The organism is Rhodococcus sp. 06-235-1A (assembly GCF_002258785.1).
Taxonomy (GTDB): Bacteria; Actinomycetota; Actinomycetes; order Mycobacteriales; family Mycobacteriaceae; genus Rhodococcoides.
Genome location: NZ_NOYI01000008.1, coordinates 341,451 through 354,113, shown reverse-complemented (window position 1 = coordinate 354,113; position 12,663 = coordinate 341,451). Strand labels below are relative to the sequence as shown.

Genomic DNA, 12,663 nt, shown 5'->3' with positions numbered 1-12,663 from the left:
GCGAGTAAGACGGCAGAGCGGGCGCGACGGTTCCTCCGCATGAATCGGGTGCACAAACCCTCCTTGATCGAGGGTTTGTGCACCCAAGTCCCGAGCGTGCTAGAAAACCACCCACAGCAGTGATGCGACCGCGAAGATCGCCAGTCCCAGTGTGGTTTCCATGACGGTCCACGTCTTGAGGGTCGTCTTCTCGTCCATGCCGAAGAAGCGGCTGACGAGCCAGAAGCCCGAATCGTTGACGTGGGAGAGGACGGTCGCTCCAGCGGCGAGTGCGAACACCAACAGCGCGATCTTGAAGTTGCTCAGATCCAGCTCGGCCACCTGCACCGAGATCAGCCCGGCGGTGGTGGTGAGAGCGACGGTCGCCGAACCCTGAGCGACGCGTAGCGCGGTGGCGATCAGGAAGGCCTGCAACAGAATCGGCAGCCCGATGTCGGACAACGAGGCGGTCAGGGATTGCCCGATGCCGCTGGCTCGCAACACTCCACCGAACATGCCGCCTGCACCGGTGATCAGGATGATCGAGCAGATGGGGCCGAGAGCCTGGTCCATGTACTTGGCACCGTCGGCCACCGGGAAGCGTCCCGGCGCGAGGATGAACAGTGCCAGCAGCAGGGTGATGAGCAGCGCGATGGGTGTCTGACCGATGAGCGTCAGCGCTGCGGCCCAGGTCTCGTCCCCGGTCAGCACGCCCGAGGTGGTCAGTGTGTTGACCACGGTATTGAGCGAGATCAGCACCAGCGGCGTCAGCAGGATGAGCAGCACCGCACCGAACTTCGGCGCCGGGTCTCGGAGTCCGGCCATCTCCTTGTCGTGTTCTTCGGAGTTGGCTGCGCCGTCGGCGAAGAGGTCGGCAGGCATGGTGACGAATCGTTTGCCGAGCTGGGTACCGACGAGGTAGGAGCCGACGAACCAGGAGACGACGGCGACCGGAACGCCGACGAGAAGAACCGATCCGATATCGCCGCCGAGCAGTTCGGTGGCAGCGACCGGGCCGGGGTGCGGGGGAACGATGGCGTGCATCGCGGCAAATGCGCCTGCCGTCGGGAGGGCGTACAGCAGCACCGATCCGCCGAATCGCTTGGCGACGGTGAAGATGATCGGCAGGAAGACGACGAGGCCGGCGTCGAAGAAGATGGGAAAGCCGAAGATGAGCGCGGCGACACCGAGCGCGAGCGGCGCGCGTTTGGCCCCGAATCGGTTGATCAGGGTGTCGGCCAATACCTGTGCGCCACCGGTGATCTCGAGAAGTCTGCCGACCATCACGCCGAGGGCGACCAGAAGTGCCACCGAGCCGAGCGTGGAACTGAAGCCCGAGAGCAACGCCGACGGCACGTCTGCCAGTGGGATTCCCGCTGCGACGGCGGTGACCGCGCTGACCAGGACCAGGGAGACGAAGGCGTGCAGTTTCACCTTCATGATGAGGAAGAGCAGGATTGCAACGGCTGCGGCGGCGATCAGCAGCAAAGCCGTCGTTCCGTATGCCGGTTCGATCGGATCCATGGGTGTACCTCGTTCGTTCGGCGCGAATTTCGACCATAACGGACAGGTTGGACGTCGCGTGGGGTAACGAGCGCGGTTGTCTGTCGGCCGTGGGCGCGTGGAGTACCGTGCGGGTATGAGTGATGGGGATCACGTAATGGGTGGGGACGGCGCTGGAGGTTCGACGGGGGACCAGGCGAAGGGGCAATTGCGCGAGCAAGCACAGCGCTACGCGGCGGCGGCCCGGCTGAAGATGAAGGAGCGTCGCGAGAAGGCGTCCGGTGGCCTCGGAGCGGTGGTAGCCGAACGCGCGGGCGACTGGAACCTCGACGATCAGAACACCGTGGCGATGGACCGTCAGCAAAAGCTCTGGAACGGCGTGATGGATCGCTATTTCCGCATGGAGATCGACGGCTGGGAGACAATCCCCGAGTCGCCGGTTCTCGTCGTCGGGGTTCACTCGGGTGCGCCGTTCGTCTGGGATGCGTGGACCGTCGGCGCGCAGTGGTGGCGACACTTCGGTGAGAAGCGCATTCTGCACGGCACGGCGCACGATGCCCTGATGGCGTTTCCGTTGATCGGCAGGGTCTTTCGATCCATGGGTGTGCTTCCTGCTGCGCCGGACTCGATGTCGACGGCATTGGCCGAGGGTCGTGACGTCATCGTGTGGCCGGGCGGCGAGGTCGATTCCTTGCGGCCCTGGAGCAAGCGCGACGAGGCGACGCTCGGTGGCCGAACCGGCTTCATCAAGCTCGCCATTCGGATGGGCGTGCCCATCGTTCCGGTGGCAACGGTGGGCGGTGCCGACGCCATGCCTGTACTCATTCGCGGGGACAAACTCTCACAAGCGTTGAAGCTGGACAAGATTGCGCGGTTGAAGGTCTTCCCCATCGCGATTTCGCTTCCGTGGATCATCGCGCCTGCAGCGCTCCCGCAGATTCCGTTGCCCGCGAAGATTCGCACCCGATTCATGCCGCCGGTCGAACTCGACCACGATCCGGCACGGTGCGACGACGAGGCCTACGTCGACGCCAAGTACGAGGAGGTGCGCGCGCGTATCCAGTCGGGAATGGACGAACTTGCCCGCAAGCGAAAGTTCCCCGTCTTCGGCTGATTCTCCACCGTCGTAGCAACGCGGACCGAAGCTGACCGCGATCGTTCCTAACGTCTTCGTCGTACGGATTCATTCAGTGCGACGAGGGGCGTCACCAATGATCGAAACATCGGGACTGACCAAGACTTTTCGACAAGGCAAGAAGACCGTGGAGGCGGTGCGCGGCATCGATCTGACGATCGGCGAGGGAGAGTTGGTGGCTCTGCTCGGCCCGAACGGGGCCGGCAAATCGACCACTCTGCGCATGCTGACGACGCTGCTCGCTCCGACCTCGGGCTCGGCGCGGATCGCCGGATTCGACGTGGCAAAGGATCGGGATCGAGTTCGCCGGAGCCTCGGCTACGTCGGGCAGGGCAACGGTGCGGGCCACAATCAGCGCGTCCGAGACGAGTTGGTGGTGCAAGGTCAGTGCTACGGCATGACACGTCGTCGATCAGCTGATCGCGCAGACGAATTGGTCGAGGCACTCGAGCTCGGCGAACTCGCGGGCCGCACCGTGTCGACGCTGTCCGGTGGGCAGCGGCGTCGACTCGACATCGCTCTGGGGTTGGTGCATCGGCCGCCGTTGCTGTTTCTCGACGAACCGACCACCGGGATGGACCCGCAGAGCCGCGCGAATCTCTGGGACCACATTCTGCGGCTCAGACGGGAGATGGGTACCACCATCGTGCTCACCACGCACTACCTCGACGAGGCCGATTCGATGGCCGAGCGAGTGATCGTCGTCGATCGTGGCACCGTCATCGCCGACGACACGGCAACCGCGCTCAAATCCGAACTGGCAGGAGATCTGATCGTCCTCACCGTGTCCGACGCGCCGGCGCTGGCAGGGCTTCTCGGCGGTGTTGCGGGGGTCAGGGACGTAACGGTGGCGGGCACGCGCCTGAACATCCGGGTCGAGGGTGCCGAGGTGGTTCTTCCGAACCTGCTGCGGATCGGTGAATCTCACGGGATCACTGTGCTCACGGCAGAGATGACGAGACCGACTCTCGACGACGTTTTCCTCGGCCTCACCGGGCGCAGTCTGCGTGAGAGTGCTGCCGCGGTCGACTCTTCTCTCGACATCGTCGGCGCGGCAGGAGAACTCCGATGAACGTACTCGCAGGGAGCACTTTGGTGATGGGCCGCGAACTGCGACCGATGGTGCGCGATCCGTTCACGGTGATTTTCAGTCTCATCCAACCGCTGATCCTCCTGGCGCTGTTCGGCCCCCTGCTCACCGAGGTCCCCGGGTTGGGCAGTGGAAGCGTGTGGGACTGGTTCGTTCCCGGGGTGCTTGCGATGATCACCATTTTCGGAACGTCGATGACGGGCTCGAACTTGTTGGCCGAGTTGCAGCAGGGTTCCCACGAACGAATGCTGGTGACGCCGTTACCGCGATCGGCTCTGCTCGTGGGACGCGCGTTCAAGGAGATGGTTCCGCTGGCTGCTCAGGCCGTCTTGATCATTCTGGTGGCATTGCCACTCGGGTTGTCGGTGAACGCGATCGGCGCTGTCGTGGGGGTCGTGCTCCTCGGCGTGTTCGGTGTCGGGCTGGGCGCGTTGTCCTACACGCTGGCTTTGGCTGTGCGCGGTCAGGATTGGGTGTTCTGGTCGGTCCAACAGACCCTGATGTTTCCGCTGCTCATCCTCTCGGGCACGATGCTTCCACTCACGACTGCACCCGGATGGATGCAGTTCCTGGTGAACATCAACCCACTCGGGTACCTCGTCGACGCCGAACGTGCGCTGTTCGCGGGCGACTTCACGAGTTCGACGGTGACGGCCGGTGTCGTCGCCGCCGTGGCTACCGCGGTGGTCGGACTCTGCGTCGGGATTCGGGCTATGGGTTCCTCGCGGGTGTGACGCTAAGCTCGCTTCATGGATCGGCCTGCGGTAATTCTCGAAAACGATGTGACCGTGTACGACTTCTACCTGCGTCACCAGCAGAACCGTCAGGTGGCGAGGCTGGCGTACGCCACTCTGGCCAGGCGCTTCCGCCCGCGGGTGTCGTATCCCGGTGGTGCCCGCGAGGAGCTGCGTCGTCTGGTGTACGACAACACTCGTCTGCTCATCGCGGTCAATCATCTGACCGAGAGCGATCCCTACACCCTCGCGGCGGCGGCCTGGGCGTCGCCGCTGCGTCCGGTGATCGGACGTACGAGGGTGTTGGCGAAGGACGAGCTCTTTCAGGAACCCAAGCAGCGCAAGCGAATCGACATGATGGGTGGAATCCCCGTTTTCCGGGGCAAGAATCACGGAATGCGCGCGGTCAGCGCTGCGGGCAGCCGCATGATGGATGTCAGCGCCGAGCGCATGAAGCGGGGCGACGACCTCGCGGTGTTCCCCGAGGGCACCTGCAACCTCGAGGATCCGACGACGGTGCAACACGTCGGCAGCGGGATCGGCCACATCGCGCTGCGCGCACGCAAGCTCGGTGTCGAGCCGGTGCTGATCTGCATCGGATTGAGCTACGGCCCTGCGACCAAGGTCAAGCGGGCGAGCGTGTACATCGATTCGCCCATCACCGAACTGCCCGAGAAGCCGATCGACATCACTCGGGTGGTGGCGCAGGGAATGCAGAAGGCACTCGACGGGGCGGTGGCGGCGTACTGACTGCGACACCGGGGTTGGTAGAAACAGATGACAGGTAATTCGATTCGGCGTGTTCCTAGGAGATATTCGTGAGCGATCAGATCAAGACGGCCATCGTCACCGGCAGTGCACGTGGAATCGGCGCTGCGGTGGCGAAGCGGCTGGCCAAGGACGGTTTCGGAGTTGCCGTGGTGGACCTCGACGAGGCCGCGTGCAGTGACACCGTCGGTGCGATCCAGGCCGCAGGTGGGCAGGCAGTGGCCATCGGTGCCAACGTCGCCGACGAAGAATCGGTCCAGACCGCAGTCGATCGGATCGCGAGCGAGTTCGGTGCGCCGACCGTGCTGATCAACAACGCAGGTATCACCCGCGACAATCTGCTGTTCAAGATGACGGTGCAGGACTGGGATTCCGTTCTCGGCGTGCATCTGCGTGGATCGTTCCTGATGACCCGCGCGGTCCAGAAGCACATGATCGACGCCAAGTGGGGCCGCATCGTCAACCTGTCGAGCACGTCTGCCCTCGGTAACCGCGGCCAGGCCAACTACTCCGCCGCCAAGGCGGGTATGCAGGGGTTCACCAAGACCCTTGCCATCGAACTCGGCAAATTCGGCGTCACTGCCAACGCCATCGCTCCCGGTTTCATCGAGACCGAAATGACAGCGGCCACGGCAGAGCGTGTCGGAATGCCGTTCGAGGACTTCAAAGCTGCTGCGGCGTCACAGATTCCGGTCAATCGCGTCGGACACCCCGACGACATCGCGCACCTGGCTTCGTTCTTCGTCAGCGAGGGTGCCGGCTTCATCTCGGGTCAGGTCGTCTACGCCGCCGGTGGGCCGAAGGACTGACCTCTCGCGAATGCGTGAATGGACCGTTCACCGGCCCTGACGGGGGTGAACGGTCCATTCACGCAGACGCGGGCGCGCCTACTACGAGTACGTGTAGAAACCCTTGCCTGTTTTGCGACCCAACATTCCCGCGTCCACCATGCGCTGCAGCAGCGGCGGCGGAGCGTAGTGCGGTTCGCGGAACTCCGCGTACAGCGACTCGGCCACCGCGAGGGTGACGTCGAGGCCGACGGTGTCGGTCAGACGCAACGGACCCATGGGATGTGCGCAGCCGTTCACCATGCCCTCGTCGATGTCCTCGGCGCTGGCGAAGCCGGACTCGAGCATGCGGATTGCCGAGACCATGTACGGAATCAGCAATGCGTTGACGATGAATCCGGCACGGTCACCGGCGCGGATCGTCTTCTTGCCCAGCGTGTTTCCGGCGTAATCTGTCACCGCGGAAACGGTCTCTTCGCTGGTGAGCAAGCTGACTACGATCTCGACCAGCGGAAGCACCGGCACCGGGTTGAAGAAGTGCACGCCGACGACCTTGTCGGGACGCTTCGTCGCGTTGGCCATCTTGATGACTGGAATCGACGAGGTGTTCGTGGCCAGGATTCCCTCGGGCTTGACGATGGAATCGAGCTTGCCGAACAGGTCGAGCTTGAGCGATTCGATCTCCGGTGCCGCCTCGACCACCAGGTCGCGGTCTGCGAAGTCGTTGATGTCGAGCGTCAATGCGATTGCAGCTCGGGCCTTCTCGGCTGCGTCGGCGTCGATGCGGCCGGACTTGACGGCGCGGGCGAAGGACTTGTCCAGGCGGGCTTCTGCGGCGTCGGCCGTCGCCTGGCTCGTCTCGAGGATCAGTACGGAACTGCCGGAGCGAGCACACATTTCGGCAATGCCGGCACCCATGGTGCCGCCGCCGATGACGCCTACGAGGTCGATGTCGCTCATTTGAGCAGCGCCCGCGACATGACGACCCGCTGAATCTGGTTGGTGCCCTCGTAGATCTGGGTGATCTTGGCATCGCGCATCATGCGCTCGACCGGGAAGTCGGTGGTGTATCCGGCACCGCCGAAGAGCTGCACGGCGTCGGTGGTGACCTCCATGGCCACGTCGGAGGCGAAGCACTTCGCTGCCGCGGAGATGAACCCGAGGTTCTTCTCGCCGCGCTCGGCGCGGGCTGCGGAGCTGTAGACCATGAGGCGCGCGGCTTCGACCTTCATCGCCATGTCGGCGAGCATGAACTGCACGGCCTGGAAGCTCGAGATCGCAGTGCCGAACTGCTTGCGGTCCTTGGTGTACGCGATGGCGGCGTCGAGGGCACCCTGTGCCAGGCCGACGGCCTGAGCGCCGATGGTGGGGCGGGTGTGATCGAGCGTTTCCAGGGCGGTCTTGAAGCCGGTGCCCGGTTCGCCGATGATGCGATCGCCGGGGACCTTGCAGTTCTCGAAGTACAGCTCGGCCGTGGGGGAGCCCTTGATGCCGAGCTTCTTCTCCTTGGGGCCGACGACGAATCCCTCGTCGTCCTTGTGCACGATGAACGCGGAGATGCCGTTGGCACCCTTGTCGGGGTCGGTCACTGCCATGACGGTGTACCAATCGGACTTGCCGCCGTTGGTGATCCAACACTTGGAGCCGTTGAGGATCCAGTCGTCACCGTCGGCCTTGGCGCGAGTTCGCATTCCCGCTGCATCGGAGCCCGCTTCCCGCTCGGACAGCGCGTACGACGCCATCGCGCCGCCTGCGAGTGACGGCAGGACCTGCTTCTTGAGCTCCTCGGAGCCCTTGAGGATCAGACCCATCGTGCCGAGTTTGTTGACGGCGGGGATCAGCGAGGACGAGCCGCAGACTCGTGCGACTTCTTCGATGACGATGCAGGCGGCGACCGAGTCGGCACCCTGACCGTCGTACTCCTCGGGGACGTGGATGGCATTGAAGCCGGACGCGTTCAGGGCCTGCAACGCCTCTTCGGGGAAGCGTGAGTCCTCGTCCACCTCTTTCGCGTACGGAGCGATCTCCTTCTCCGACAGCGCCCGAATGGCTGCACGCAGTTCGTCGTGCTCCTCGGGCGATTGGTACAGATCGAAGTCGGGATTTCCGGCCATGTCGGCCACGCTCCTTGAAGTTAGGGGGTCAGCACTGCCCGCAGGGGCACTCAGTGCCAAGGATGCACCTATCGTACGTCCGCAGCTTGCTTGTTTCAAGGGTGGGTCCACGTTGTGCGGCACTGAGTGCCACGCGGTCGGGTGGGTCAGTCTGTTGTGTGATCGGCCAACGCGTCGATGACTTTGGTGACGGACATGCCTCGAGGAAAGGACGCAACGACGATTTCACCGAGGAACTGCGCTCGCACCTGCGCCAACGCAGACCGCAGATCGCCGACGGACGTGGGTAGCCCGTCGCGGATCATCCGGCGAAGAATGTAGTTGTGGGTCGCCGTGACCGACGCCGAGAACTGAAGAATCTCCAGATGTGGGTGATCGGGCAGAGCGCGCTGCAGATATTCGACGAACAGCCGGTCGTAGCGAAACACGGTGACGATCTCTCGATCGCGCAGCGCAGGGTTGCGGTGCACCACCTGATAGCGCAGGCGCGACATCTCCAGCCAGTCGGAGAATCGCTCGTACACCTGCTGCGCGGCGTCGCACACCGCCTGCCAGGGGTCGCCTTCGTTCGAGTCGAGAAATGCGCCTGCCTGCTCGAGCAGTATTTCGTGATCGGCGAATACGACGTCTTCCTTGGCACGGAACTGACGAAAGAACGTCCGTCGCGAGATTCCGGAGGCTCCGGCTATGTCGTCGACCGTTGTCGACTCGTAGCCCTTGACCGAGAAGAGGTCGAGAGCCGCCGTGGCCACGGTCAGCCTGAAGTCGGTGGATTCGTCGGGTTCTCCGCGCATGTCAGTGAAGGTAGCGGAGTTTCGGTAAGGGCAGGGATGGCACTCGTCGCGTCGGCTGATTGCTAGTGTTCGCAATCAGCCTGCTGCGTGTGGCGGGTGACATGGAAGGGGCGTCATGGCCACGGATGCGAGTCGACCGCTGTACCGAATGAAGGCCGACTTCTTCAAGACGTTGGCCCACCCCGCACGTATTCGGGTGCTGGAGCTGTTGAGCGAGCGCGAACATGCAGTGTCCGAGATGCTGCCCGAGATCGGCATCGAACCGGCGAATCTGTCGCAGCAATTGTCCATTTTGCGACGCGCGGGCCTGATCGAGGGCACTCGTGAGGGGTTGTCGGTTTCGTACACGCTGACGTCGCCCAAAGTCGCCGACCTGCTGGTGGTCGCCCGGGAGATACTCACCGGAGTGGTGGCCAACCAGGCCGAAATGTTGGACGGCGAGTCCGGATCAAGCACCTGACTCGACGGTTCGGAACGGTGTCGAGCGTCTCCCTGTCGCCCTGATTCATTACTTGCTAAACTTAGCAATCAGTTACATTGGGTTCGATCGAGTTGTCAGGAAGCGTCGCATGTCCGAACCGACGAAACACACCCGTGCGAACGACGCACTGACGGCCGTATCCGCACTCCTGCCCCGATGGAGCGAGTGGAAGCCCGCGTTCCGCGCACCCGGCGCGGATTTGATGGCTGGACTGATCGTGGCACTGGTCGCGTTGCCCCTGGCCCTCGGATTCGGCGTCAGCACCGGGCTGGGCGCCGCAGCCGGCCTGACGACAGCGATCGTCGCCGGCGTCGTCGCCGCGGTATTCGGTGGTTCCCGCTTTCAGGTGTCGGGGCCTACCGGTGCCATGACGGTGGTACTCGTACCGATCGTCGCCGAGTACGGGCCAACCGGTGTGCTCGCCGTCGGGCTGATGGCCGGAGTCATGCTGCTGGCACTCGCGGGCGCAGGCGTCGGAAGAGCGGTGCGGTACATGCCGGCTCCCGTCATCGAGGGCTTTACCGCGGGAATCGCCGTTGTCATTGCACTGCAACAGATTCCGGCCGCTCTCGGCATATCCGATGCCGAAGGCGACAAAGTGTGGCAGTCCGCGTTCGACGCGGCCCGTTCGTTCGTCTCGCACGCGAGTGTCCTGACCCCGGCAGTCGCGATCGCCGTCGCCGTCGTCATGCTCGTCGGTGGTCGTCTGGCACCGAAGATTCCGTTCTCGTTGGTCGCCGTCGCCGGGGCGACTGTGGCCACCCAGCTCTTCGATCTCGACATCGCCCGCATCGGAACCGTTCCGTCGTCGTTGTCCGCCCCGAGCCTGAGCTTCTTCCACATCGGCGACGTCACGGCCCTGCTGGCTCCAGCGTGTGCCGTCGCCGCGCTGGCGGCCTTGGAGTCGTTGCTCTCCGCCACTGCTGCGGACTCGATGGGCGTCGGCGCACGACACAACCCCGACAGGGAGTTGTTCGGACAGGGCCTGGCGAACATCGCCGCACCATTGTTCGGCGGTATCCCCGCCACCGGTGCCATCGCCCGCACTGCCGTCAACGTCAGATCCGGAGCACGCACCAGGCTCGCGGCGCTCACCCATGCCGTGATTCTCGCCGCGATCATGTACTCCGCTGCTGGGATCGTGGCCCACATCCCGCTCGCGGCACTGGCCGGGGTGCTGCTGGCGACAACGGTGCGCATGGTCGAGACCGCATCCATCAGAGCGATCAGCCGCGCCGGGCGCGGCGACACCGTGGTGATGGTGGCCACCTTCCTCGTCACAGTCGTCTTCGATTTGGTGACGGCAGTGGCCGTCGGGGTCGGGTTCGCTGCCGTCCTGGCCCTGCGCGCTGTCGCGAGATCCGCCACGGTCGAGCAGGTTCCCCTCGATGCACTCGACGCGACCTCGGAGGAAGAAGGCGACCTGCTGCGCGAACACATCGTTGCGTACCGAATCGACGGTGCGTTGTTCTTCGGTGCCGCCCACAGCTTCCTGCTCGAACTTGCCGACGTCTCGGACGTGAAGGTGGTGATCCTGCGCATGTCACGGGTGACCACAATCGATGCCACCGGGACCATCGTCCTCAAGGACACGATCACCGAACTCGAACACCGCCACATCACAGTCCTGATCTCCGGAGCGAAGACCGAGCATCTGCGTCCTCTGACGGCGCTGGGCGTGTTCACCACCAAGGACGACGATGCTCGACGCGTCTTCGACACCACTCCGCAGGCCATCGCCTACGCGCGCACGCTGGTGACCGAGGCAACCACCCCTCGCGGGTAGGGTCGTAGATCACACTTGCGTAGGAAAGGACCAGCTCACCGTGGCTCTTGTTGCCGGAATCGACTCCTCCACCCAATCGTGCAAAGTTTTCGTTCGTGATGCCGAGTCGGGGGAGTTGGTCCGCCAGGGCCGAGCCGGTCATCCAGACGGCACCGAGATCGATCCGCAGCGGTGGAAGGATGCGCTCGACGAGGCGATAGCCGATGCTGGCGGGCTCGACGACGTGGCCGCGGTGTCGGTCGGTGCGCAGCAGCACGGCATGGTCTGCCTCGACGACGCGGGGGCCGTGGTCCGTAAAGCGCTGCTGTGGAACGATACTCGGTCGGCTCAGGCCGCAGACGATTTGATCGCGGAGTTGGGCGAGCGGAGCGGCGGCGACGGCGGGCAAGCCTGGGCCGACGCCGTCGGAGTGGTTCCGTTGGCCTCGATCACGATTGCCAAATTGCGGTGGCTCGCCGACAACGAGCCGGACAACGCCGATCGCACTGCGGCAGTGTGCCTTCCGCACGATTGGCTCAGCTGGCAGCTCGGCGGTGCAGCCGGGCTCGACGCCTTGGCGACCGATCGCGGGGACGCGAGTGGCACCGGGTATTTCTCTGCGGCGTCCGGCGAGTATCGAACCGATCTGTTGCAGTTGGGCTTTCGTGGTCGCAATCCCTTGCTGCCCCGCGTGGCTGCGCCGAACGAGTCGATCGGCCGTACACCGGCCGGGGCACTGATCGGACCGGGGACCGGGGACAACGCTGCGGCGGCGCTGGCTCTCGATGCTCAGCCGGGTGACGTGGTCGTGTCGGTGGGCACGTCCGGCGTCGTATCGGCGGTGACCTCGGTTGCCGCAGCAGACGGTTCGGGCCTGGTGGCTGGATTCGCCGACGCCACCGGCCGTCAACTGCCGTTGGTGTGCACGCTCAACGCTGCTCGCGTCCTCGATGCGACGGCGCGGCTGCTGGGCGTCGACCACGACGAGTTGTCTCGGTTGGCACTGTCGACGGCGAGTGATGGCCTGGTGATGGTGCCCTACCTCGAGGGTGAGCGCACCCCCAACCGTCCCGATGCGTCCGGTGCGATTCACGGCCTGCGACTGCACAATTCGACGCCGGGTCACCTGGCGCGCGCGGCCGTCGAGGGGCTGCTGTGCGGTTTGGCCGACGGTATCGACCATCTGCGTGTCCAGGGGGTGGAAACGAAGCGGGTGCTGCTGATCGGCGGCGGCGCGAAATCGGCTGCACTTCGCGAGCTTGCCCCGGCGATTCTCGGCGTTCCGGTGATCGTGCCAGAGCCGGGAGAGTACGTCGCCGACGGTGCCGCGCGCCAGGCGGCGTGGACACTGGCCGGAACCAGCGAGCCGCCGACCTGGGCGCAGGCAGCGTCGAAAACATACGACGCAGATCCCACCCCTGCGGTGCGTGAGCGCTACGCGGAGGTGCGGGATCTGACCGAGGGCACCAACGCTATGTGAGCGGAAACTCGTAGTGGGCGACGAAGTTTCGT

At 64.5% G+C, this 12,663-nt stretch carries 12 protein-coding genes; 8 read left to right on the top strand and 4 right to left on the bottom strand.

All coding sequences use genetic code 11. The annotated features are described in order from the left end of the window. Positions 1-99: 99 nt before the first annotated feature. Positions 100-1,503, bottom strand: coding sequence for a GntP family permease (locus tag CH275_RS06545; protein ID WP_094676307.1), 1,404 nt, complete (start codon positions 1,501-1,503; stop codon positions 100-102). 136 nt (positions 1,504-1,639) lie between these two features. On the opposite strand from CH275_RS06545, the gene CH275_RS06540 reads away from it, so the two are divergent. From CH275_RS06540 to CH275_RS06520, 5 genes are all read left to right on the top strand, one after another. Then, entirely contained in the window at positions 1,640-2,596 is a 957-nt protein-coding gene (locus CH275_RS06540; protein ID WP_094676305.1) for a lysophospholipid acyltransferase family protein, read from the top strand. A 97-nt stretch (positions 2,597-2,693) separates the two neighbouring features. After that, a complete protein-coding gene (locus CH275_RS06535; protein WP_094676303.1) occupies positions 2,694-3,689 on the top strand; it encodes an ABC transporter ATP-binding protein in 996 nt (331 codons plus the stop codon). Next, a complete protein-coding gene (locus CH275_RS06530; protein ID WP_094676301.1) occupies positions 3,686-4,441 on the top strand; it encodes an ABC transporter permease in 756 nt (251 codons plus the stop codon). The genes CH275_RS06535 and CH275_RS06530 overlap by 4 nt, the downstream gene beginning before the upstream one ends. A 15-nt stretch (positions 4,442-4,456) precedes the next feature. After that, entirely contained in the window at positions 4,457-5,191 is a 735-nt protein-coding gene (locus CH275_RS06525) for a lysophospholipid acyltransferase family protein (protein WP_094676299.1), read from the top strand. A gap of 68 nt (positions 5,192-5,259) precedes the next feature. Continuing rightward, complete coding sequence (locus CH275_RS06520) at positions 5,260-6,018, top strand: SDR family oxidoreductase (RefSeq protein WP_032396725.1); 759 nt, start codon at positions 5,260-5,262, stop codon at positions 6,016-6,018. Positions 6,019-6,099: 81 nt separating this feature from the next. Here the strand turns inward: CH275_RS06520 and CH275_RS06515 are convergent, their stop codons facing one another. The 3 genes from CH275_RS06515 to CH275_RS06505 form a co-directional block, all read right to left on the bottom strand. Then, the gene (locus CH275_RS06515; RefSeq protein WP_306436938.1) at positions 6,100-6,948 is read right to left on the bottom strand and encodes a 3-hydroxybutyryl-CoA dehydrogenase; all 849 of its coding nucleotides are present in this window, start codon (positions 6,946-6,948) and stop codon (positions 6,100-6,102) included. 5 nt (positions 6,949-6,953) lie between these two features. Further along, complete coding sequence (locus CH275_RS06510) at positions 6,954-8,111, bottom strand: acyl-CoA dehydrogenase (RefSeq protein ID WP_094676295.1); 1,158 nt, start codon at positions 8,109-8,111, stop codon at positions 6,954-6,956. A gap of 146 nt (positions 8,112-8,257) precedes the next feature. Then, on the bottom strand, positions 8,258-8,905 hold the full coding sequence (locus CH275_RS06505) for a TetR family transcriptional regulator (protein ID WP_094676293.1): 648 nt from the start codon (positions 8,903-8,905) through the stop codon (positions 8,258-8,260). A gap of 115 nt (positions 8,906-9,020) precedes the next feature. Between CH275_RS06505 and CH275_RS06500 the strand changes: the two genes are divergently transcribed. The 3 genes from CH275_RS06500 (at position 9,021) to CH275_RS06490 (ending at position 12,631) form a co-directional block, all read left to right on the top strand. Continuing rightward, positions 9,021-9,365, top strand: a complete 345-nt coding sequence (locus tag CH275_RS06500; RefSeq protein ID WP_094676291.1) for an ArsR/SmtB family transcription factor — start codon at positions 9,021-9,023, stop codon at positions 9,363-9,365. Between the two features lie 109 nt (positions 9,366-9,474). Further along, entirely contained in the window at positions 9,475-11,172 is a 1,698-nt protein-coding gene (locus CH275_RS06495) for a SulP family inorganic anion transporter (protein WP_094676289.1), read from the top strand. A 40-nt stretch (positions 11,173-11,212) separates the two neighbouring features. Continuing rightward, positions 11,213-12,631 (top strand): xylulokinase, encoded by a 1,419-nt coding sequence (locus CH275_RS06490; RefSeq protein WP_094676287.1) that lies wholly within the window; start codon positions 11,213-11,215, stop codon positions 12,629-12,631. Positions 12,632-12,663 lie beyond the last annotated feature (32 nt).

What these genes read in the sequence shown, in the direction of transcription:
- CH275_RS06525 (WP_094676299.1), top strand. Translation starts at nt 4,457, where the DNA reads ATGGATCGGCCTGCGGTAATTCTCGAAAACGATGTGACCGTGTACGAC.
- CH275_RS06535 (WP_094676303.1), top strand. Translation starts at nt 2,694, where the DNA reads ATGATCGAAACATCGGGACTGACCAAGACTTTTCGACAAGGCAAGAAG.
- CH275_RS06505 (WP_094676293.1), bottom strand. Translation starts at nt 8,905, where the DNA reads ATGCGCGGAGAACCCGACGAATCCACCGACTTCAGGCTGACCGTGGCC.
- CH275_RS06500 (WP_094676291.1), top strand. Translation starts at nt 9,021, where the DNA reads ATGGCCACGGATGCGAGTCGACCGCTGTACCGAATGAAGGCCGACTTC.
- CH275_RS06545 (WP_094676307.1), bottom strand. Translation starts at nt 1,503, where the DNA reads ATGGATCCGATCGAACCGGCATACGGAACGACGGCTTTGCTGCTGATC.
- CH275_RS06510 (WP_094676295.1), bottom strand. Translation starts at nt 8,111, where the DNA reads ATGGCCGGAAATCCCGACTTCGATCTGTACCAATCGCCCGAGGAGCAC.
- CH275_RS06530 (WP_094676301.1), top strand. Translation starts at nt 3,686, where the DNA reads ATGAACGTACTCGCAGGGAGCACTTTGGTGATGGGCCGCGAACTGCGA.
- CH275_RS06495 (WP_094676289.1), top strand. Translation starts at nt 9,475, where the DNA reads ATGTCCGAACCGACGAAACACACCCGTGCGAACGACGCACTGACGGCC.
- CH275_RS06540 (WP_094676305.1), top strand. Translation starts at nt 1,640, where the DNA reads ATGGGTGGGGACGGCGCTGGAGGTTCGACGGGGGACCAGGCGAAGGGG.